This is a genomic window from Wolbachia endosymbiont (group B) of Eupithecia inturbata (genome assembly GCF_964030915.1).
Lineage (GTDB): Bacteria > Pseudomonadota > Alphaproteobacteria > Rickettsiales > Anaplasmataceae > Wolbachia.
In genome coordinates this window covers 244192-263996 of sequence record NZ_OZ034987.1, presented here as the reverse complement: position 1 = coordinate 263996, position 19805 = coordinate 244192, and the positions used below count along the sequence as shown (strand labels likewise).

Below are 19805 nucleotides of genomic sequence, written 5' to 3'. Positions count from 1 at the left end.
TAGTGAAAAACGCAAAATGAAAGTAACAGAAGAAAATACAATAAAAATTAGGGAAGAGTTCGTAGAAGTTCAAAATGGAATGCGAATTCAAAAGATCGTGATGTCAAACTCGAAGAGCAGTGCAGATAGCAGAAAGAAAAAGCATATAGTTTACTTTCCAGGGCTTACATATACTTTTGAAAAAGAGCCAGATGAAGACAAAAGTGAATGGAATTGGGCAGCTGAAGCAGGTATGGATGTTCACCTTATTAATTTTCCTGGTTCTGGAAAAAGCAAAGGCCATTCTTTAAACGGTCAAAATCGAGTAAATGCAGGAATTGGAGTCATTTCAGATCTTCTAAAGCAAGGCATTCACCCAGACAATATAGTACTGTATGGAAGCTGTGCTGGAGGACCAATAGCTGCGGAGGTTTATAAAAAGTTTAAAAAAGATGACAATATTCATTTAAGATGCATTATCAATAAATCCTTTAGCTCATTCAAAAAACTTGTAGTGAAATTACTACACATATCAAAACCTAAATGGCTATTTCCTCCTATAATAAAATTCATACTCAAATGCTTTGGTTGGCACTTTAAGCCACACACAATAGTAAACGACATTACTCCATACACAATTTGTTTTAACTTAGAGAACGATGGCTTTATTAGTAAGCAGGCAAATATAGGTACTAAAATTGCTGACATAGAAAAAAGTCATAGGAAAAAAAACTACCAAAAAAAAGAAACTTTTGAAGGTTTTGAGCAATATAAAGAGTTTTTTATGGAGCATGCCAACTTAGCTAAAATAAAAAACCTTGAACCTGAAGTTGGAATAATGAAAAAATGCTGGAATAAGTTTCTATCGTTACTACCTATTAACCCCAGTTGCGGATTAGAAATCAGTGAAAAAGCCAGGAAAATAGGGTAACCTCGGAAAATTATTTACAAAATAGAGAGGTTACCAATGAATGAAAATATAACAGAATTATTTTGCCTGATCGACGATTTTTGCAATTCAGTTGACAAGAATTTTGCAGAAAAACTTCTACCAAGTAGCAAAAAACCAACCAGGACGCCAGAGATTACGCATTCAGAGATTCTTACCATAATATTGCTATATCACCAATCCAAGTGCGACAATTTTAAAATTTTCTATGTGCATTATTTGAAATTATTATACGAATCAGCGTTTCCAAAATTGCCATCCTATAGTAGGTTTATTAGGCTAAAATCTAGGGTTTTATGGTATTTAGTGCTCTTAATGCAATGGTTTTGCGAACAGTCAAAAGTGACAGGGATTTCGTACATAGATGCAACATCTATCGCTGTTTGCCATCCAAAAAGGACCTCGAGAAATAAAGTTTTCAAAGGGTTGGCAAAGATTGGAAAGACTACCTATGGGTGGTTTTTCGGTTTTAAACTACATCTAGTAATCAACGAAGCTGGCGAAATTCAAGGGGTTACGGTGACAAAAGGCAACATTGATGATAGAAAACCTGTGCCAAATTTAACTCAGAAATTGACTGGATTATTGTTTGGAGATAAAGGATATATCAAAAAAGATCTTTTTCACGAATTATTCGATAGAGGGTTAAAGCTTGTAACCAGTATAAAAAAGGGTATGAAAAACTCATTAATGGCGCTAAATGAGAAGATTTTGTTAAGAAAAAGATCGATTATTGAGACAGTTTTTGGCTCTCTGAAAAACAACTTTGAGATTGAGCATACAAGACATAGATCACCGATAAATTTTTTGGTACACATTTTTTCTACGCTTGTTTCATATTCCATGCAGCCGAAAAAGCCCTGCATTTCTAAGCTTTACTTCGTTGGCTAATCCGCAACTGAGGTTATTAAGGCAGATGATATTCACTTTTCTTCGATTACAGAATTGTGCTCATCAAGTGAACACAAATACAATCTTCCTGAGCTGATTTCACTCTTTTTAGAATTCACAGATAATTATTTTGAAAAGAAGGGCTCTCTCAATCAAGAGAAACAACCAGAGATAAAAACAGAAGCGATATGTGGAAAGAATAGTGAAAAAGAAATAGAGGAAAAGAAACAGTATTTTACCAATTTAAAGAATTATTCAATAAGTCAGAATATATCTAAAAAGCTAACATCTCTGCAAATATTGAAATAAGTGTTTCTTTTGTGATTAAAAAAACATTGCATCTAGAGTATCTGCCATAAGTGATAATTCTGTGCTTTCATCATAGAGATTGTTTTCACTAGCTAATAATTTCTCACTAATTTGTGGATAAAGTTTAGAAACGTACTTCTCATAGCATTTATCTAGGCATTCTTGGTCTGTCCGTTTTGTTTTGTAGTAATGGCATTTCTGCTTACATTGATTATATCTAAATTCAATCCCTTTCTCTTTGTTTGATGCTTGTTGTTCCATAATATTCTTCAATTTAAATAATATTAATATTAGCATACAAATATGAACATTATGCTAATATCATTACTTTTTAGGTATGCATGGCAAATTTATGGCTGGAAACAGTTTTTCCTACACTTTCTTTATAAAAATCACAGGCGCCTGTGATTAGCTAAAGTAAAGGTCAAGTATCTGGAATTCTGGACATAAAATCCTCCTGTATAAAAAGATTAGAAAAAAATGCAGCGCACACACGACAGATATAAGCTGAAGAGCACGCTTTTTATTGAAAGATTAATTGAAAGTCTGCAGACAAAGATAAATTTTTGAGCTCTTAAAATATCTCTAATTGTCATTATAATCAGATTCAAAATACGCGGAAGTAATTTTTTTTGACAATAGATTTCTTTCATAACCAGGCGTCATCCCAGCTGAGATCCAATAAGAAAACCGCGCTGGAACTTTTGAATTCCAGTTATGCAAGGAATCTAATATCATGGAGTTTTCAAACACTAACAACCAAGTACTTTAATAAGGCAAAAAGCTTATCTAAGAGAGTAGGCCTTGCAATTGTATCAATAGTGGTGGGATTGGTAGGACTCGAACCTACGACCAATTCGTTATGAGCGAACTGCTCTAACCGACTGAGCTACAATCCCTTTTATCAACACCTATAATACACGCAAAAGGAAATTTGTCTACTCGCTTATTTCACTATCAACCCAACTGTGTAAATCATTTATTGCGCCAATTTTGCGTGCAATTTCCTTACCATCTTGAAATATGATTAAAGTAGGTATAGATTGAACTCCATACTTACTTGGCACCTCAGTTTCTCCATCTATGTCAAACTTACAGATTTTGATCTTGTCTTTTCTATCCTTGGCTAACTGCTCGATACGTGGCATCAGACTTTTGCATGGTCCACACCATTCTGCCCAAAAATCTACCAGCACAAATCCTTTGTGGTTAGCAACTTCAGATTCGAAATTTTGATCATTTACCGCTTTAATATCATCACTCATAAAATACCTAAATTTTTATAAATATAGCGTATCAATTAACAGCTGATCAACTAAATTTTTCTGGATTCAAGTGAAGTGATTACATATGATGATTAAAGATATCTACACTCCCCCAACCCATTGAATCTAGCTCAATACGAGTAGGAAGAAATTCAAAGCACTTTTCGGCTAATTCTTTTCTATTTTCACGTTCTAGCATTAAATCTAGCTTTTCCTTTATTCTATGAAGATATAAAACATCAGATGCAGCATAACTTTTTTGCTTGTCTGTTAAATTTTCATTTCCCCAATCAGAAGATTGTTGTTGCTTATTTAATTTTATATCAAGTAGTTCTAAGCACAACTCTTTTAAGCTATGACTATCTGTATAAGTGCGAACTAAACGTGAGGCTATTTTCGTGCAATAGCAAGGCAGTGCCCAAGTTTTTAAATAATAATGTATTATGCTTACATCAAACCGCGCAAAGTGAAATATTTTGGTTATATTTTTATCCTCTAATATTTTTCTCAAATTTGGAGCTGTATAATCGTTTTTGAATTGAACTAAGTGAGCGTTGCCATCATTGAAAGAGAGCTGAACAAGGCATAATCTATCTCTGCTATGCAGTAGCCCCATTGCCTCTGTATCAACAGCTATAGATTTTATATCATTCGGTATTGCACTGGCTGGCAGGTCGTCTTTATATACAAATATTCTCATAAATTTAATATGTTTTATGACACATACAATAATCAAAAATGAGTTTTAAGTATACGAAAAGATCATAGAAAACGTGCTCTCATGATTTTCATGCATGTAGGGTTTACAAATTGTAATATGTACCTATAATTAGAAATAGAACCTAAGCAGAATTTAACTGCGGGAGTAGCTCAGTTGGTAGAGCGCAACCTTGCCAAGGTTGAGGTCGAGGGTTCGAACCCCTTCTCCCGCTCTTTAATTTTAACATAAAAAATTTCCTTCCCCTATTCAACTAGTTCAGCTATACTAAAAGTAGTTAAAAGTTTTTTAGAAAATAAGGGGATTATATGAAAAAAGATGTTGTTGTAGCCAGTTTAATAGTTTTAGGCATAGGAGCAGCAATAGGAGCACTTACAGGCTTAGAGCTCAGTTTTACAGCTTTATCACCATTGGTGATGGGTGGGATTGTTGGTTCTATAGCTCCAGCATTGATTGCAGCTCTGTGTGCGCGGAAGCTACTATACAAATTTTGCAAAAAAGATTATATTAAAAAGAATGAAAAATATGTGCCTATCTATTTTGGTATTTCCGCACTTGCAAGTGCTGCAATTGGAGTTGGTCTTGCTGCAGCTACAATGCCTGGTGCAACGCTTGGAATGGGATCTGCAGCTTTAGCAGGTGCAGTAATAGGAGTAATAGCACCAGTCGCAGCTATATTTGCAACAAAGCATATTATACAACCAATAGCTCAGAAAGTGAATGAGTATATTATATCACCTATAGTTAAAAAAGTTGGAAAATGTTTTTCTTCAAAAGAGGAAGAGTGCGATCTACCTGCAAAATAATCAATTGACGTTAGCATTTAGTTTTCTTTATAATTTCCTTTGTGAAAGAAGAAAAATGCTTATTTGTAACGATAGCTGGTTTGCCAAATGCTGGAAAGTCAACGCTGATTAACAGCATCGTAGGCAAGAAAATTGCTATTGTCACCCCTAAAGTGCAGACAACAAGGACGCAGGTAAGGGGTGTTGCTATATGCAACAATGCGCAAATTGTTTTTACTGACTCTCCGGGAGTGTTTTCAGCAGAAACAAACCTTGAAAAAGCTTTAGTCAAATCTGCATGGGGAGCAGTTAAGGATAGTGACATTACTTTATTGCTTGTTGATGTAAACAATTACCTAAAAAATATAGAAAGAATAAAAACGATATTTGCACGACTAGAGCGCACAAAAGGCAGATGCATTTTGATTATCAATAAAACTGATTTAGTAAAGAAATCAGAGCTCAAGATGGCACATGAGCACCTAAATTTGCTTTATAAGTTTGAAAAAATTTTTACGATCTCGGCACTGAAGAATGATGGACTTTCTGATCTGACTAGTTACTTGTCTAAAATTGCACCGATAGGCCCTTGGTTTTATGAAAAAGATCAAATAACTGATTCCTCAGCTGATTTTTTATCAGCGGAAATTACGAGAGAAAAGTTATTCTTGAACCTACGTGAAGAATTGCCATACTCTACAGCTGTTATAACTGAACAATTTGAGGAAAAAAAAGATAAGAGTTTAGTCATAAAACAGATCATATTTGTATTGAAAGATAATCATAAGAAAATAGTGCTAGGAAAAGACGGCAGTAGCATAAAAAAAATTAATATCGAGGCACGTACAGAATTGGAAAAGTTATTTGAGTGTAAAGTTCATCTCTTTTTGTTCGTAAAAGTGCGACCTTGGACTGATCGCCCTGAGGAATATATAAGTAATGCTTAATTCTTTGTTAGTATTTGATATTGAAACTATACCAGATGTAAATTCCTGCAAGAATTTACTAAATATTAGTGATGATAGCAGTGTAGAAGAAAAGAGGAACGCATTAACAAAATATCATCTTGAAATAACAAACGGGCAAAACTCTTTTCTGCGTCAGCCCTTCCACCTTGTTGTAGTCATTAGTTTTTTACTTTGTAATATAACACGCCAGAGCGGTTATGAAATGTTCACACTACAAGAAATAAGATCTGGAGGCACAGTAAACTCCAATGAAAAAGAGCTAGTAAAGGGATTTTTTAACTACATATCAGAGAAAAAGCCAAGACTAGTTTCGTTCAATGGACGCACTTTTGATATACCGGTACTGAAGTACCGTGCTATGGTTCATGGCATTCAAGCAGAATATTTTCACAAAGCTGGCGATAAGTGGAATAGTTACAATCAGAGGTACAGTAGTGATTGGCATTGTGATTTGCTTGAATCTCTCTCTGATTTTGGAGCTTCTGCAAGAATGAAGATGAACGAAGTTTGCGCAGCATTTAATCTTCCCGGTAAGATTGGAGTTGATGGTTCACAAGTTATGGACTTATATGATAGTGGCAAAATACAAGAGATTCGCGATTATTGTGAAACAGATGTGATTAACACTTATTTGATTTATTTGAGGTTTATGCATCATCAAGGAAGAATTACTACAGAAAGCTATAATAAGAGCATAGAAGAACTGCTTTTAGAATGCGAAAAAAAAGCACACCTAAAGAAATTTAAAGAAGAATGGAAAATAACTTCTGGTGAAAATTTTTATATTGAATTTAAATGAATAGATGCTACAGAGCAATCTAATGATTGCTCTGTATAGTAGTTATAAACTCCTTGTAGTAGAAAAGACATTTTGATGTGCCCTTTGCTTAACTTCTGCTTGTTCAAGCTTAGAAAAATTTTCTAAGTTTTTATCTTGGTATTCCTTTTTTACTTTCTCGAAAAAATTTTGTCCACCAAGAATATAATTACCTAAATTAGCAGCATAATATTGAGCATTACCTAAAACTGCACAGTTAATTCGACTTAATATTCTCGAAGGGTAATAAAAGAGAGAAACGTTATTGTTCGATCGGAAATCTTTTTCATCCATTATTTTAATGGCTTCATGATAACCATCTATTTGATGAACAAAATATCCTTCAGGTACTGATATTCTCAATTGTGCACCTACATGAGCATAACCACAAATACCAGGTGATACCGCTGGTACTGGGTCTTGTCTATGTTGAGTTACTCTAATGGTTTTTTCTTGAAGAACATCATTATAAAATTCACTAGCAGTAAGATCAAAAACTCATGGATCACCAAAAGTTGCAACATGAACATCTTCAGCTCCTTCTGTTTTATTGAGGCATAAAGCAGCTATCTTAGCAATAGCTCCTCCCATACTGTGACCTGTGAGATTAATTTTAAAATCCTTGATTTCTGATCCCTGTTTTTCAGCATGAGATTTCAAAATGCCATACAGATTAGGCCATGAATCCATAAATGAATTATAGAAACCACAATGAATTCTTCCACCTTCAGGTAAAAATTCCGAAGTAGCAAAAAGTACATTTATATCAGTAATTCCATCATTAAAACTCTGGCTCAGACGAGTACCATGGTAAGCTATTGTTATTTCTTTACCTTTTATAAAAACGTGACCAGCATCTTTTTCAAAGCTATTACCAAATGGAATAATTTCATAACCTTCGCTGATGAGTTCAGCTCTAGTTTTATACATTTTTTCAGTAGATGGAACAATTTCAAAATCTTCTACAATTTCAAATTCAGTTTTGTATACTCTTTGAGCTAGGTTGTTACATCTTTTTTTACTTAATTTACCATCATCATCGCCATAGCTTATCTTGCAGAAATTACCCATTTCTAATAATTTCTCTCGATCAAATCCTGCAATTTTTACAATACTTTCATCTATTTTATAGTCAGAAGGTAAAGAACATGGCTCATTTGGATCAGCACGATTTATAAATTCATAATCTTCAATGATCTCAAATTCATCGTCATATTCTTTCATCTCGTATTTGCCATCATCTACTGAAATAGAGTCTGGCTGTTCAGTATTACCTGGCTCTGACCCTGTAGCAGCACCTGTAGTGCTAAACCAATTTCGTAAAAAATTAAAATCCATAAATACCTTGATTATTAAAAATAAAATAATAATTCACTAATTATAATATAAACTAATATTATTGTCAATAGTTATATTAATATTTTAATCTTTATGTACTTTCACTTGAGTAAATTTTACTTCCATAGAATAAGTATAGAGTTATAATACACTAACAAGCAAACCTCTGTACTAAATTTTGGTTAATATACACGTTGAGCGTATTAAGAAAGTTGCTTTTAAAGTATTGCATTTTACTTTTATTTTCGCTATAAGGTTGCTTTAAGTTGGATTTTCAACACCTTTATACTATTTATGTTATGATTTTAAAATTTTTTGGGGGCACTTCATGAAAAAATCTATTTATACTAGAACTGCTCTAGCTTCTCTATTGACTTTATGTTCTTTCAGTGGCTTTGCTGCTGACTTTTCTGACGAGAGTATGAAGGAAGTAAAAAAGCAAGAGAGTAACGAGTCAATCAAAACTTCTGGAAAGATGGAAGTGATGAAGACGTCAAATAAGAAACTAAAAGAAAAAATGGACAGGATATGTAATGCTGATCCAAGAAAAAAAGCTGAGGAGCTTAAGAAAAAAGAAGAATTAAGATTAGCATCTGAGCAGAAGAAAAAAGAGGAGTTAAAATTAGCAGCTGAACAAAAGAAGAAAAAAGAAGAGTTAAAATTAGTAGCAAAACAAAAGAAAAAAGATGAAATTAGGCTAGCAAAAGAGAAAAAAGCAAAGCTTATAGAGGATTCAAAGGCGAAAGCTCTAAGCACTAAAAATTCTAATGTAGAAAAGTCAAAAATTAAGGGTTCTAAAACTAAGAATGCTAAAATTGAAGCTAAAGATATAAAAAAGGATGTAAAAGTTGTTAACAGCAATACAGAGGAAAAAGGTAAGGCAAGTCCTGTTGTTTCAGTTGGTGGTATTGATATTATCAATACCAATCAAGGGGATGGTTTAAGAATAACTTTCGGTGGCGTTGTTGATTCTCAAGGTTATGGTAACCATGGGCTAAGTGGCTATAACCATTATAATGTTATGCCAGGTAAATCTACAGATTATTTTAACAATACTCCAGATAGTATAAAAGGAGCAAATCCAATATTTCCTAAAGGGATAGGGAATATTGGTGATTACAGTGAAAACATGGGCATGATTTCAGATGCAATATTGCACTTAAGAGCTGAAAATAAAAATGAGGATATTGGTCTTCGTTATGGTGCCGATGTACAATTCCATGTTCCAGTTACTGAAGGTAAAGGAGCTTCACAAGGCGTGAATGCTGCAAGAGGTAGAAGTGCACATGTGTTTTTGAATTCAAAATATGGTGATCTGAAACTTGGCTATCAGTTTGGTCCTGAGTCTCTGATGAGACTTGATGCAACAAGAATTGCAACTGTTGATGGAGCTGCAGATAGTGACTGGTTCAGAAAAGTAAACTTAGAAGGAAGTGCTGCAAACTTCCCATTTTACGTAACACCACGTCTTTACACTGAAAGCTTCTCGAGCGAGAGCGAAAAACTCTCCTTCCGTATGGCAGGAAAATACAACAAAGAGGTTATGACCACATTGCCATTTAGAGCTGCTTACTACTCGCCGAATTATATGGGTGCAAGATTTGGTCTTAGCTACTCACCTCGCTACGATAGTGGTTTATCCGTTGTAAAAGAAATAGCTCCAGATTTCCTCAAAGATTCAAGTAATAAGGTAACAGGGGTAAAGAATGAGGAAACGTTAAGACATGTTGGACCAGATTACCAGCATATAATAAGTGCTGGTGCATCATATGAATATGACTTTAGTAAACATAATGTAAAAGTTAAAACTTCCGTAGTTGGTGAATATGGGGTTTCAAAGCAACCGAGTAAAGATAAGCATCTTTATAAGGAATTTGTAGAGTACAATGACCTGATGGGTGTTAATTTGGGTGTAAGCGCTGATTATAAGATTGATGAAGGTCAAAATATAAAATTCGCTGCTTCTTTTGCATATTTAGGCAAATCTGGTCAACCGAAGAGTATCAAGGAACTCAACCCTACTTCAAAAGAATATAAAGAGACTACTGATATTGCTAGAAAAAATGGCTTAAAGCAATTTAATGACAAGGACACCATGTATTGGACTGCAGGTGCTGGTTATCAATATGATAATATCTACACAAGCTTGACATACTTTGGTAGCAGAATGAGCGACAAAGATATGCTTCATGATGTTGCACTTGGTGTTCAGTATGATCTATCTTCTTGCAATAAGAGCAAGTTTGTTCCTTATGCAGCCTTACATTATTTTATGACTGATGAAAAAGGTGCGCTGAAAGATAAAAATAATGCTGATGTACCTTCTAACCAAGGAATTCTTCTACTAACTGGTGTGAAGTTTTCTTTCTAATTTGTTCTAGTAATACACACCACAACTTGAATGTGGTGTGTATCTTATCTGTTAGCATTTACTCATCGATCAAATAAACATAAGCCAGTGCGTAACAAACTCTACGAGTATTTATTTTATTCACACAATAAGTAATGTCATCCCAGTCACAGCTGTACGAAAATTGTGGCAATTTGCATAGTAAATAGTGTCATCCCAGTTCTTGACACTGGGATCCATTTTTCCATCATCATCAGAAACGTTGTATTTTAACATTACTTTTATACTCGTAAATTTAACTGGATGCCAATGTCTGGGCGCTGGCATGACACCCTATGGCTACTCAGATAATGGATATAATCCCTTACCTATCGAACGTTTTCAAATTCAATCAATTAAGCAGTATGCAAACCAAACTAAAAAACCATTTAACTGGAGAATTACTTACCATCGCTACTTGCTGGAAATTAACACTTGTAAGTGGGGAGGTAATGGGATTCACTGACTATGATAAAGATTTAAATCTCAATAATATACTCTATAAATCTTCAAGCGGTTTTATAGCCAGCAGTATAATATTAAATAGCGATTTGAGAACTGATAATCTAGAAATTGAAGGAATATTAAATAGTGCTGATATTAAAGAAAAAGATGTTTTATCAGGAAGGCATGACTTTGCAAATATTGAAATATTTCTTGTGAATTATAAAGATTTGAGTCAGGGAATTATGAATTTGCATGCAGGAACTTTTGGTAAAGTAACATTAAATAGTGGGAGGTTTATCGCTGAAATTAGAGGTCTTGCGACAAAGCTTGAGAGAAGCATAACAGAGCTATATTCTCCTGTATGCAGGGCACAATTTTGCGATGATAGATGTAAAGCTGATGCTAAAAAGTTTAGTAGAATGAGCACAATTACTAAAGTGATAGATGAAAGAAGATTTGAAGACACTAATTTAATCGAAAGCGATGGATATTATAAGCACGGAGTGGTAAAATTCTTTAGTTCAGCAACATTTGAAGTTGTAGTTAAAGAATACAAAAATAAAGTAGTTACATTATTTGCTTCTCCTCCATATCAAATTTCTACCGGAGATAAATATTCGATACTTGCAGGTTGTGATAAAGCGTTTTTAACGTGCAAAAACAAGTTTAACAATACTGTGAATTTCCGTGGCGAACCATATATACCAGTTGTTTAGCAGCATAATTTTTAATATTATGAATAAGTATGGAAAGGTGGCTGAGCGGTCTAAAGCACACGCTTGGAAAGCGTGCACATATGAAAATATGTCGGGGGTTCGAATCCCCCCTTTTCCGCACATTATTTCTAGTATAACATAGGATTTTCCGTTTTGTTCTTGAACGTAATAACCATATAGCATTAGCACTTCAGCTCCGCAATTTTTCAGAGTCATCTACGTCAATAAAAGAATAGAGTTGATGTTCATCAAGTTGCAGAGCCTTCTTGATTTTTGATGACGAAGAGTAGTTGTTATCATAGAAATACATCCAGTAGCCAGCATACCTTCCCTATTCCTAATAATGTCTTGCAATACTATACTTAGTCTGTGTCATTTCTCCCTAACCTCAGCAAAAGCTAATACCCGTATATACTCAACCTGTCATAATCTGTCAATATAATTCTTTTTTGAAAATTTTAGGAAAAAATAAAGAAGCCTCACACCTGTACCTTCTACAGAACAGACACTAAATCTTCGAGGATATAGAAGTTATCTCCAATATCTTCTGATGTATTCTTTGTATCACCAGAGAATTTGAATTTATCCTGCATATTACAACGTTCCTTGCATGCTGGTCTTGAGATTAAGCCCTGGTAATTGTCCTCACACCACCTGTGGCAATCATGACTTACACCAACTTTAACACAACCTGAATTTTTTAAAGCTTTAGAACATTCCTCTGAAGAATATGGCACTGACCAATGATGTTTAAAGAAATTTTTATGACATTCGTTATCACACTTACCAATCTTTTCTGTGTTATCATCAAGACATTTTTTCAAAGTCTGGTAATAATCTTTAGGATAGCCTATAATCTCTTTCTTAGAAGATACATATTCATCACATTCTAATTTGCACCCTGGTCTTGAGAGTAAGCCCTGGTAATTGTCCTCACACCACCTGTGGCAATCATGCCTTATACCAACTTTAACACAACCTAAATTTTTTAAAGCTTTAGAACATTCCTCTGAAGAATATGGCACTGACCAATGATGTTTAAAGAAATTTTTATGACATTCGTTATCACACTTACCAATCTTTTCTGTGTTGTCATCAAGACATTTTTCCAAATTCTCCTTATACTCTTGAATATAAGACATAATATTCTCCTTTAAAAAATTAATATAATTATAACATATAAGCATTAATACTATACTAACAATAGTATGATTGCTTTTATTGAAAATTTCGGAAGACAAAAGAAGCCTCACACTTTTTTGATATTAAACCTGTACCTTCTACAGAACAGACGCTGAATCTGCAAGAGCATAGAAATTGTCTCCAATATCTTGCAATGTACTCTTTATATCAGTAGGGGTTGACTCCTGTGAATCAGATCTAAATCCGTCATGAGTATCTCTCAGATGACACCACCACTTGCAGTTATTTCGCTCTGCTGTTGCCCACCAACCATCACCTGGCCATTTTCCTTCGCATTCTCTATGGCAACCATGTAATTTATCAGCTGATTGTACCCCCTTGTCCTGATCCAAATCATTCAATTTTGATTCATTTCGGTGTATATGTGTTTTTCCATACTGTGCTGGTTTTGAAGAACCGAACACATGTTCCCGATTTGTAAGATTTCCTAGCATAATATTCTCCTTAATTAAAAAACTAACATAATATTAACACATCAGTATTAATATTATGTTAATACTGATATAATTATTTCGCTTTCTTTATTGAAAATTTTAGAAAAATGTTGTATAATTATAGAGTAGTAGAACTTGGTAAAACTTATGGCAAACGCTAATTTAGCTTTCAGTAAAGAAACTTTACAGCATCTTGCTGAATTATCTGAACTTACTAAGCAACCTGCTCAAGCATTAGCAGAAAAACTACTTAAAGAAGCAGTCGAGCTTGAAATTGAAGACTTTTTAGTGTCTAAAATTTCTGATGAGCGTGATGTTGAAGGTGCAGAAACAGTCGATTTTGAAGATATTAAGTGGGATTAGAGCATTATAAAGTTAAGTCTCTCAAAAGTGTTGTTGAGAGAGATTTACCAAATCTTCAAAAAACAATAAGGCTAAGAATCCAAAAGGCTATAAAAGAACGTCTTACAGTTGATCCAATAAACCTCGGTGAACCATTACATCATAACCTAAAAGGACATAGAAGACTAAGAGTTGGTGAATACCGTATAATTTATAGAGTAAATCAATTAGAACAAATAGTAACTATCACAGAGATAGGACATAGATGTGATATTTATAAAAAATAAATATAAACATTAAATATACATTATACAGCCCTCCTTCCTCTTCACCTTAACAATTCTTTATTGAAAATTTCAGAAAAATGTTTTATAATTATTAGTAGATTTCGGTAAAACTTATGGCAAACGCTAATTTAGCTTTCAGTAAAGAAACTTTACAGCATTTTGCTAAGCTAGTTGAGCTCACTAAGCAGCCCACTCAAGAATTAGCAGAAAGGCTATTTAAAGAAGCAATAGATCGTGAAATGGAAGATTTTTTACTATCTGTAGTTGCTGATCAATATGATATTGAAAATGAAAAAAAACTAAAAGTGAGGACGTGGATTGGAATACACTATTATCTTCCTAGACAGTGTTCTTGAAAAAGATCTTCCAAATCTTCCAAAAAAAGTACGGTCAAGAGCTATAGATGCAATAAATGAGCGACTTACAGTCGATCCATTGGTGAGCCTTTATATCATAGCTTTAAAGGGTTCAGAAGACTAAGGGTTGGCGACTATCGTATCATGTATTATACAGACACCAAAAAACATGAAGTAACTATCGTTACAATAGGACATAGAGACACTATTTACGAGAAGGCTCTTAAAGTACTAAATAACTATGTTTTTCAATAAACTCTGTTTCGTTAAGTAAGGAAATTATAAATATATTATTATACAGCCCTCTTTCCTCTTCACCTTAGGTAGCTTTGCTCAGCTCAAAAAAAACTCATTTTTTTGTCTACCCCCTATAGTTTTACTACTCTACAGACTATAAAATAGGATCTAATAACGAATTAGAGATCAACGTTGCAAAGAATCGCAGTGGCTCAACCGGAAAGGTTACAGTAAGTTAATACTGGAAGGATATTAATCTAGGATTCATAAATGTCTTTTCTGTGTTTTATTGAAACACTTCATACTTTGCAGCATTTACATGATACGATAATCGCGAGTTCTCAGTCTTCTGTATCCTTTGAGTTTGTAACAAAACGATTCACCAAAATCAATTGGGTTAACTGTAAGGCGCTCCTTTACTATTTCTTCAACTCTTAATTTTATTGTTTTTAGAAAAGCTCTTCTTACTAACATTTTTCAGGAATTTAATCTTACAGCGCTTTAGTCCCACCTATAGTGGTAAGATTATCTACTTATTCTTGTATGGGAATTTACCAATCATTAAGATGCTCAGTGTAATAAGAACATATTCTAATAGTATGGAAAAATAAAATGACATTTGAACAATCTATAAAAAATGGCGTTATAAATTTACATAATTTGCGTAGCAAAACAATAGGTGAGCTTATCGATTGTTTAAAAACAAGAGACGATATCAAAGAATTTGCTTTTCAAGATGATGATACTGATCATAGTATACAATATAGGAAAGGTAGAAATATTAGTAATAATATGAAACTTAGGTGTATAGGTGCAGCAATTGGTTTAGTTGCTGGTCTAGTTGCAGCATGTTATTTAGGGCAAGAAACTTTAACTCTTATCGGTGTTTCTGGTGTAGTGTTGATTGCATTTGCTATAGTTGGTGCATTACTTGGAGCTGGAGCGGGCTATGTTGTAGGTAAATGCCTTGATAAAATTAAGGTTACAAATATGCAAAGAGAAATAAGTCGTTAAAGGTTCGTGTTGTATTCTGAATTTCTTTCAATACTTAAAGATTTACAATCAGAGCAAACTACCTGGCCACGTGAAACTGATTTCAGCTCATCAGTTGAAACTTTACTTGAGCAGAATATGCATTTTATTTTATCACTCGGGGCAAGTGAGTGATCAACAGCAATTCTATCATCAAAAACAAAACACTCGCCTTCCCAATTACCACTTTTGTTGTGAGTTTTTTCAAGGTAGGAAAGAATACCGCCTTTAAGGTGATAAACATCGTTAAATCCAAGGCTTTTCATATATGCTGTAGATTTTTCACATCTGATTCCACCAGTGCAGTACATAGCCACTTTCAGATTTTTACTCTCAGAGAAAGACTCTGCCCACTGAGGAAAATCTCGAAAACGCTGAGTATGTGGATTGATTGCATTTTTAAACTTGCCTAGTTTTACTTCGTAATCATTTCGTGTGTCTATCACTAAAACATCAGGTTGAGAGATAAAATCATCCCAATAATCTGGATCAACGTACTGGCCTCTAACGGAAGTATCGAGATTACTTACACCAAGATTCACAATTTCTCTTTTTAATCTCACTTTCATCTTACTAAATGGTTGATATTCTGCTGCACTCTCTTTCCATGTAAGGTCCCTTAGTCTATAATCAGAACGTAGAAAATCGAATATTTTATCAATCGCGTTTCTTTCACCAGATACGGTTGCATTAATTCCCTCTTCTGCAAGGAGTATAGTGCCTTTTAATTCAACGTTGTCGCATGCAACTTTTATTTCATCTTTCATGTCATAATAATTAGAGAGTTTTACAAAATGATAGAAAGTTGCAATGACAAAACTCATAATTAATTAGTTTATCGATTTAAAACATAATATATAAAATTATGAAGATATTCAATAGGACGGCTGTTAATTACTGGATATCTTTAGTTTTTGCATATAACATTTTAATATCAAATATAGATTCAAGTTAATGTTTCTGAGAGTATTTAAAAATATATTCTTGTTTTTAGTAAGTGTATTATTTGTCTGCCCTATACTATCGTTAATATCGATTCTATTTACAGAATCAGCAAACTCTGGATGGGTAATTAGTAGACTTTTTCCTGAATATATACTCAATACGTTAATTTTGATGGTAGGAGTAGGGTTAATATCCTTTATATTTGGAGTAATTCCAGCTTGGCTTACTACATTTTTTTCGTTTCCCGGAAGTAGAATTTTTGAGATTGCCTTATTCTTTCCGATATCAATTCCTGGATATATAGTATCGTTTGTTTATGTAAATACGCTAGAGTTTTCAGGTCCGATTCAGAGCTTGTTAAGAGATACTTTTCAATTGGGCAAAGGTGACTATTGGTTTCCCGAGATCAAATCCCTAGGTGGTGGAATATTAGTAATGGGATTTAGTCTATATCCATACGTTTATATGTTGGTCCGCTCAAGTCTAAAGAGCGTTAGTAACTCAGTCACTATTGCATCAACACTTGGGTTCTCCTCATTACAGAGTCTGTTTTCTGTCATCATACCCTCCATACGTCCATCAATTATAGCTGGGTTATCCTTGGTACTAATGGAAGTAATTACAGATTTCGGCACACCACAGTTTCTTGCTATCGATACTTTCACGACAGGAATATACCGTACTTGGTTTTTATTGCATGACAAATATTCAACTACTGTTTTGGCAGTTGCAGAACTGATTTTCGTTGCAACACTAATAGTTATCGAGAAAAAACTACAAAAAAGAGAAATATCTTACTCTTCAATCAATACTAATGCAGATTATCACAATAAACGTATTATAAACGGTTCTATATCGTTGATCTTTTCTTATCTTATGTGTTTATTGCCGATATTAATAGGCTTTATTTTACCAATGATTCCACTTATATATTGGAGCATAGAGAAAGGCTTTTTCATATACGAAGCAAGATTTTACAATATAATAGCAAATAGTGTTGGTTTATCATTTATTACCGCGCTAATCTCGATCAGCATTGCAATAATTATTGGATATACAGCACGTAAAAATAAGGTAATAAGCAATATAGCACGTCTCATTTCTCTTGGATATGCAATTCCAAATGCAATTATTGCAATTAGCATAATAATGTTTTTAAGCAGAATATCTTCTTTCATTACTCAATATATTGTAGAAATTAGCTTGGTAGGAACTATTGGCGCATTAGTTTACTCATATTTATTTCGTTTTTTTGCTATATCTTTCAAGGCGATAGAGTCGGGACTCAAAAAAACACCAAATGAAATTGAATGGACTGCATATACTATGGGTCATGGGCCTATTTCCACGTGCCTGAATATTCATATTCCCCTTATCAAGAAAAGCATACTATCGGGATTTCTGCTCGTGTTTATGGATACGGTAAAAGAACTCACGGCAACACTAATTATCAGACCATTTAATTTTGAAACTATATCAACTAGAGTATATGAACTTGTCAGCGATGAGCGTTACAGAGAAGCTGCCCCATTTTCGTTAATGATAGTTATTATAGGTTTAACCTCTACAATAATCTTATTCACACTTGATGATAAGAATCAAAAATAAACTATTTTGCATCTGTTCAGCAGAGTAACAAAATAAGATAGACGAAAAAAGACAACTATAGAAGCAAATGGTCAGTGCTTTCGTGTTTATCAACTTAGTTGAATCTCAGTATCAGCTACTCGGATGACATTATGGAAGCTCAAATGACAAAACAAGAAGCACTGGTTTCAGATGCACTTAAACAAATACACTATCTTGATGATCAATGAGGTCTAGTGTTAACGTATGGACTATCTAAGGAAAAGGGTGGTACCATAACATCAAAGGTTTTTATGCTCTCTTCGTTCAGAAATTCATATTTACCCTGCATTATTCCTGATGGTGTATTTAAGTATGTTCCACTTGTATATTTGAATACCTCTCCAGATTTTATTACAGGTTGTTCTCCAATAACACCAACTCCGGCAATTTCATTTATTTTGCCCTTATGATCTATTATTCGCCAATAGCGACTTAATAATTGAATGGTTGATGAGCTTTTATTTTTTATCTTAACATTATACATCCATACGTAACAATTTTCATAAGGAATGGATTGCTCTTCAATGTAAATTGGCAAAACTGTAACTTCAACAGAATTAGTAATAAGTGTGTATTTCATGGTCATCGTAAAGTGTTCATGATAAAAATTTAACACACTTCAATTATACACTTTTTTCATAGATTTTCCAAGCATATTATCGTACTCTAACTAGGAAATATTAATCTACATGATGAACAAAACAGATCCACTGGATAAAAAAGTGATAGGAATAATAGGAAGTGGGCAATTAGGTAAAATGACTGCTATCGCTGCAATAAAACTTGGGCACAAAACGCATATTTTTGCCAGTGCTAAAAACGATCCAGCTTGTTCTGTTGCTGATGATTTAACAATAGCAGACTTCTGTGATAAGAGGGCACTTGAATCTTTTGCACAGAGTGTGGATTTAGTCACTATTGAGTCTGAAAATATTCCATGTAGTGCAATTGATATTGTGTCGCTGCACGCAGATTTTTATCCAGGCAAAAAGGCGTTACACATTTCGCAAAATAGGCTGAGAGAGAAAGATTTTATTAGAGATTTAAGCATAAAAACTGCTGATTACAAAAGTATACAAAATTATAATCAGCTACTAGAAAGTAGTGAAACTTTTAGCTATCCAGTGAGGCTAAAAACAACAGAAATGGGTTATGATGGAAAAGGACAATATGTGATTGAAAATGATTCTGAACTGAAGCAATTTGCTTCCTTCGATTGGAATAAAGAGTACATTCTTGAAGCAAGTGTTGATTTACTGAAAGAGGTTTCAATAGTCGTTGCAAGAAATAAAAACGGTAAAGTAGCTTTTTTTCCTATAGCAGAGAATCACCACGTTGACGGAATACTTAATACTTCAATAGCACCAGCTAAAATAGATAATAAATTAGCCCAAGAGGTACAAAAAACTGCAAAGAAAATAGCAACTGCGCTTGATGTAGTAGGAATTCTAGCTATTGAATTTTTCATCACTCAAAATCATGAATTACTAGTTAATGAACTGGCCCCAAGACCCCACAATTCTTGCCACTGGAGCTTGGATGCATGCAACGTTAGTCAATTCGAGCAGCTGGTGAGGGTAATATGCGGATTACCTATGCAGGAAGTAGTATTACGCTTTCCTTGCATGACAAAAAATATAATAGGTAATGATATATATAATTCTCACAAATATTTGAGCAACGAAAGAGCTAGTTTAACCATATATGGGAAAAAAGAGGTTAGGGACAAGCGTAAAATGGGACATGTCAATATAGATTTAAGTTATTGA

The 19805-nt window shown here is 33.9% G+C and carries 26 protein-coding genes and 3 tRNA genes; 17 read left to right on the top strand and 12 right to left on the bottom strand.

Annotated elements, in window-relative coordinates; translation table 11 throughout:
• The first annotated feature begins 16 nt into the window (after positions 1-16).
• Genes ACQH21_RS01270 through ACQH21_RS01260 form a run of 3 tightly spaced genes read left to right on the top strand, consistent with a single transcriptional unit; the run spans position 17 to position 2128 of the window.
• Entirely contained in the window at positions 17-910 is an 894-nt protein-coding gene (locus ACQH21_RS01270) for an alpha/beta hydrolase family protein (protein WP_425384338.1), read from the top strand.
• 36 nt (positions 911-946) lie between these two features.
• A complete protein-coding gene (locus ACQH21_RS01265) occupies positions 947-1819 on the top strand; it encodes an IS982 family transposase (RefSeq protein ID WP_425383942.1) in 873 nt (290 codons plus the stop codon).
• A 54-nt stretch (positions 1820-1873) separates the two neighbouring features.
• A complete protein-coding gene (locus tag ACQH21_RS01260; RefSeq protein WP_425384337.1) occupies positions 1874-2128 on the top strand; it encodes a hypothetical protein in 255 nt (84 codons plus the stop codon).
• A gap of 15 nt (positions 2129-2143) precedes the next feature.
• Here the strand turns inward: ACQH21_RS01260 and ACQH21_RS01255 are convergent, their stop codons facing one another.
• The 4 genes from ACQH21_RS01255 to ACQH21_RS01240 form a co-directional block, all read right to left on the bottom strand.
• Positions 2144-2425: a hypothetical protein gene (locus tag ACQH21_RS01255; RefSeq protein WP_425384336.1), complete on the bottom strand. Its 282-nt coding sequence runs from the start codon at positions 2423-2425 to the stop codon at positions 2144-2146.
• A gap of 525 nt (positions 2426-2950) precedes the next feature.
• A tRNA-Ile gene (locus ACQH21_RS01250) sits at positions 2951-3027 on the bottom strand.
• Between the two features lie 39 nt (positions 3028-3066).
• Positions 3067-3393, bottom strand: a complete 327-nt coding sequence (gene trxA / locus ACQH21_RS01245; protein WP_064085368.1) for a thioredoxin — start codon at positions 3391-3393, stop codon at positions 3067-3069.
• Positions 3394-3472: 79 nt separating this feature from the next.
• On the bottom strand, positions 3473-4093 hold the full coding sequence (locus ACQH21_RS01240; RefSeq protein WP_425384335.1) for a ribonuclease D: 621 nt from the start codon (positions 4091-4093) through the stop codon (positions 3473-3475).
• Positions 4094-4252: 159 nt separating this feature from the next.
• Here ACQH21_RS01240 and ACQH21_RS01235 point away from each other — a divergent pair.
• From ACQH21_RS01235 to ACQH21_RS01220, 4 genes are all read left to right on the top strand, one after another.
• A tRNA-Gly gene (locus ACQH21_RS01235) sits at positions 4253-4325 on the top strand.
• A 94-nt stretch (positions 4326-4419) separates the two neighbouring features.
• Complete coding sequence (locus tag ACQH21_RS01230) at positions 4420-4917, top strand: hypothetical protein (protein WP_425384334.1); 498 nt, start codon at positions 4420-4422, stop codon at positions 4915-4917.
• A 41-nt stretch (positions 4918-4958) separates the two neighbouring features.
• A complete protein-coding gene (gene era, locus ACQH21_RS01225; RefSeq protein ID WP_425384333.1) occupies positions 4959-5843 on the top strand; it encodes a GTPase Era in 885 nt (294 codons plus the stop codon).
• Complete coding sequence (locus ACQH21_RS01220; RefSeq protein ID WP_425384332.1) at positions 5836-6663, top strand: 3'-5' exonuclease; 828 nt, start codon at positions 5836-5838, stop codon at positions 6661-6663. Before era ends, ACQH21_RS01220 begins: the two co-directional genes overlap by 8 nt.
• Before the next feature lie 42 nt (positions 6664-6705).
• Here the strand turns inward: ACQH21_RS01220 and ACQH21_RS01215 are convergent, their stop codons facing one another.
• Together ACQH21_RS01215 and ACQH21_RS01210 are read right to left on the bottom strand one after the other, a co-directional pair.
• On the bottom strand, positions 6706-7044 hold the full coding sequence (locus ACQH21_RS01215) for a hypothetical protein (RefSeq protein ID WP_265025279.1): 339 nt from the start codon (positions 7042-7044) through the stop codon (positions 6706-6708).
• A gap of 135 nt (positions 7045-7179) precedes the next feature.
• The gene (locus tag ACQH21_RS01210; RefSeq protein WP_425384331.1) at positions 7180-8019 is read right to left on the bottom strand and encodes a lipase family protein; all 840 of its coding nucleotides are present in this window, start codon (positions 8017-8019) and stop codon (positions 7180-7182) included.
• Positions 8020-8347: 328 nt separating this feature from the next.
• On the opposite strand from ACQH21_RS01210, the gene ACQH21_RS01205 reads away from it, so the two are divergent.
• Positions 8348-10390, top strand: a complete 2043-nt coding sequence (locus ACQH21_RS01205; protein ID WP_425384330.1) for a WD0745 family porin — start codon at positions 8348-8350, stop codon at positions 10388-10390.
• A gap of 120 nt (positions 10391-10510) precedes the next feature.
• Here the strand turns inward: ACQH21_RS01205 and ACQH21_RS01200 are convergent, their stop codons facing one another.
• Positions 10511-10696, bottom strand: coding sequence for a hypothetical protein (locus ACQH21_RS01200; protein WP_425384329.1), 186 nt, complete (start codon positions 10694-10696; stop codon positions 10511-10513).
• A gap of 77 nt (positions 10697-10773) precedes the next feature.
• Between ACQH21_RS01200 and ACQH21_RS01195 the strand changes: the two genes are divergently transcribed.
• The gene (locus tag ACQH21_RS01195; protein ID WP_265022228.1) at positions 10774-11571 is read left to right on the top strand and encodes a DUF2163 domain-containing protein; all 798 of its coding nucleotides are present in this window, start codon (positions 10774-10776) and stop codon (positions 11569-11571) included.
• 31 nt (positions 11572-11602) lie between these two features.
• Positions 11603-11689, top strand: a tRNA-Ser gene (locus ACQH21_RS01190).
• A gap of 376 nt (positions 11690-12065) precedes the next feature.
• Here ACQH21_RS01190 and ACQH21_RS01185 read toward each other — a convergent pair.
• Both ACQH21_RS01185 and ACQH21_RS01180 read right to left on the bottom strand, forming a co-directional pair.
• The gene (locus tag ACQH21_RS01185) at positions 12066-12713 is read right to left on the bottom strand and encodes a hypothetical protein (protein WP_425384328.1); all 648 of its coding nucleotides are present in this window, start codon (positions 12711-12713) and stop codon (positions 12066-12068) included.
• Between the two features lie 138 nt (positions 12714-12851).
• Entirely contained in the window at positions 12852-13115 is a 264-nt protein-coding gene (locus ACQH21_RS01180) for a hypothetical protein (RefSeq protein ID WP_425384327.1), read from the bottom strand.
• 240 nt (positions 13116-13355) lie between these two features.
• Here ACQH21_RS01180 and ACQH21_RS01175 point away from each other — a divergent pair, with 240 nt between their 5' ends.
• The 4 genes from ACQH21_RS01175 (at position 13356) to ACQH21_RS01160 (ending at position 14448) form a co-directional block, all read left to right on the top strand.
• A complete protein-coding gene (locus ACQH21_RS01175; RefSeq protein WP_425384326.1) occupies positions 13356-13571 on the top strand; it encodes a hypothetical protein in 216 nt (71 codons plus the stop codon).
• Positions 13562-13837: a type II toxin-antitoxin system RelE family toxin gene (locus ACQH21_RS01170; protein WP_064085396.1), complete on the top strand. Its 276-nt coding sequence runs from the start codon at positions 13562-13564 to the stop codon at positions 13835-13837. Before ACQH21_RS01175 ends, ACQH21_RS01170 begins: the two co-directional genes overlap by 10 nt.
• Positions 13838-13950: 113 nt before the next feature.
• The gene (locus ACQH21_RS01165) at positions 13951-14193 is read left to right on the top strand and encodes a hypothetical protein (RefSeq protein ID WP_425384325.1); all 243 of its coding nucleotides are present in this window, start codon (positions 13951-13953) and stop codon (positions 14191-14193) included.
• Between the two features lie 144 nt (positions 14194-14337).
• Positions 14338-14448, top strand: coding sequence for a hypothetical protein (locus ACQH21_RS01160; RefSeq protein ID WP_425384324.1), 111 nt, complete (start codon positions 14338-14340; stop codon positions 14446-14448).
• A gap of 297 nt (positions 14449-14745) precedes the next feature.
• On the opposite strand, the gene ACQH21_RS01155 is transcribed toward ACQH21_RS01160, so the two are convergent.
• Positions 14746-14904, bottom strand: coding sequence for a hypothetical protein (locus ACQH21_RS01155; protein WP_425384323.1), 159 nt, complete (start codon positions 14902-14904; stop codon positions 14746-14748).
• Positions 14905-15042: 138 nt separating this feature from the next.
• Here ACQH21_RS01155 and ACQH21_RS01150 point away from each other — a divergent pair, with 138 nt between their 5' ends.
• Positions 15043-15444, top strand: a complete 402-nt coding sequence (locus tag ACQH21_RS01150) for a hypothetical protein (RefSeq protein ID WP_353278602.1) — start codon at positions 15043-15045, stop codon at positions 15442-15444.
• Here ACQH21_RS01150 and ACQH21_RS01145 read toward each other — a convergent pair.
• Positions 15441-16286, bottom strand: a complete 846-nt coding sequence (locus ACQH21_RS01145) for a rhodanese-related sulfurtransferase (RefSeq protein ID WP_425384322.1) — start codon at positions 16284-16286, stop codon at positions 15441-15443. The two genes, ACQH21_RS01150 and ACQH21_RS01145, sit on opposite strands and share 4 nt — an antisense overlap.
• A gap of 130 nt (positions 16287-16416) precedes the next feature.
• Here ACQH21_RS01145 and ACQH21_RS01140 point away from each other — a divergent pair, with 130 nt between their 5' ends.
• The gene (locus ACQH21_RS01140) at positions 16417-18015 is read left to right on the top strand and encodes an ABC transporter permease (RefSeq protein WP_425384321.1); all 1599 of its coding nucleotides are present in this window, start codon (positions 16417-16419) and stop codon (positions 18013-18015) included.
• A 202-nt stretch (positions 18016-18217) separates the two neighbouring features.
• Here ACQH21_RS01140 and apaG read toward each other — a convergent pair whose 3' ends face one another.
• Positions 18218-18622: a Co2+/Mg2+ efflux protein ApaG gene (apaG, locus tag ACQH21_RS01135; protein WP_010402892.1), complete on the bottom strand. Its 405-nt coding sequence runs from the start codon at positions 18620-18622 to the stop codon at positions 18218-18220.
• Between the two features lie 106 nt (positions 18623-18728).
• Here apaG and ACQH21_RS01130 point away from each other — a divergent pair, with 106 nt between their 5' ends.
• Positions 18729-19805 (top strand): 5-(carboxyamino)imidazole ribonucleotide synthase, encoded by a 1077-nt coding sequence (locus ACQH21_RS01130; protein WP_264375254.1) that lies wholly within the window; start codon positions 18729-18731, stop codon positions 19803-19805.

What these genes read in the sequence shown, in the direction of transcription:
- ACQH21_RS01145 (WP_425384322.1), bottom strand. Translation starts at nt 16,286, where the DNA reads ATGAGTTTTGTCATTGCAACTTTCTATCATTTTGTAAAACTCTCTAAT.
- ACQH21_RS01205 (WP_425384330.1), top strand. Translation starts at nt 8,348, where the DNA reads ATGAAAAAATCTATTTATACTAGAACTGCTCTAGCTTCTCTATTGACT.
- ACQH21_RS01185 (WP_425384328.1), bottom strand. Translation starts at nt 12,713, where the DNA reads ATGTCTTATATTCAAGAGTATAAGGAGAATTTGGAAAAATGTCTTGAT.
- trxA (WP_064085368.1), bottom strand. Translation starts at nt 3,393, where the DNA reads ATGAGTGATGATATTAAAGCGGTAAATGATCAAAATTTCGAATCTGAA.
- ACQH21_RS01265 (WP_425383942.1), top strand. Translation starts at nt 947, where the DNA reads ATGAATGAAAATATAACAGAATTATTTTGCCTGATCGACGATTTTTGC.
- apaG (WP_010402892.1), bottom strand. Translation starts at nt 18,622, where the DNA reads ATGACCATGAAATACACACTTATTACTAATTCTGTTGAAGTTACAGTT.
- ACQH21_RS01175 (WP_425384326.1), top strand. Translation starts at nt 13,356, where the DNA reads ATGGCAAACGCTAATTTAGCTTTCAGTAAAGAAACTTTACAGCATCTT.
- ACQH21_RS01200 (WP_425384329.1), bottom strand. Translation starts at nt 10,696, where the DNA reads ATGCCAGCGCCCAGACATTGGCATCCAGTTAAATTTACGAGTATAAAA.
- ACQH21_RS01210 (WP_425384331.1), bottom strand. Translation starts at nt 8,019, where the DNA reads ATGGATTTTAATTTTTTACGAAATTGGTTTAGCACTACAGGTGCTGCT.
- ACQH21_RS01240 (WP_425384335.1), bottom strand. Translation starts at nt 4,093, where the DNA reads ATGAGAATATTTGTATATAAAGACGACCTGCCAGCCAGTGCAATACCG.
- ACQH21_RS01155 (WP_425384323.1), bottom strand. Translation starts at nt 14,904, where the DNA reads ATGTTAGTAAGAAGAGCTTTTCTAAAAACAATAAAATTAAGAGTTGAA.
- ACQH21_RS01160 (WP_425384324.1), top strand. Translation starts at nt 14,338, where the DNA reads ATGTATTATACAGACACCAAAAAACATGAAGTAACTATCGTTACAATA.
- ACQH21_RS01195 (WP_265022228.1), top strand. Translation starts at nt 10,774, where the DNA reads ATGCAAACCAAACTAAAAAACCATTTAACTGGAGAATTACTTACCATC.
- ACQH21_RS01140 (WP_425384321.1), top strand. Translation starts at nt 16,417, where the DNA reads ATGTTTCTGAGAGTATTTAAAAATATATTCTTGTTTTTAGTAAGTGTA.
- ACQH21_RS01130 (WP_264375254.1), top strand. Translation starts at nt 18,729, where the DNA reads ATGAACAAAACAGATCCACTGGATAAAAAAGTGATAGGAATAATAGGA.
- ACQH21_RS01220 (WP_425384332.1), top strand. Translation starts at nt 5,836, where the DNA reads ATGCTTAATTCTTTGTTAGTATTTGATATTGAAACTATACCAGATGTA.
- ACQH21_RS01165 (WP_425384325.1), top strand. Translation starts at nt 13,951, where the DNA reads ATGGCAAACGCTAATTTAGCTTTCAGTAAAGAAACTTTACAGCATTTT.
- ACQH21_RS01255 (WP_425384336.1), bottom strand. Translation starts at nt 2,425, where the DNA reads ATGCTAATATTAATATTATTTAAATTGAAGAATATTATGGAACAACAA.
- ACQH21_RS01270 (WP_425384338.1), top strand. Translation starts at nt 17, where the DNA reads ATGAAAGTAACAGAAGAAAATACAATAAAAATTAGGGAAGAGTTCGTA.
- ACQH21_RS01230 (WP_425384334.1), top strand. Translation starts at nt 4,420, where the DNA reads ATGAAAAAAGATGTTGTTGTAGCCAGTTTAATAGTTTTAGGCATAGGA.
- ACQH21_RS01150 (WP_353278602.1), top strand. Translation starts at nt 15,043, where the DNA reads ATGACATTTGAACAATCTATAAAAAATGGCGTTATAAATTTACATAAT.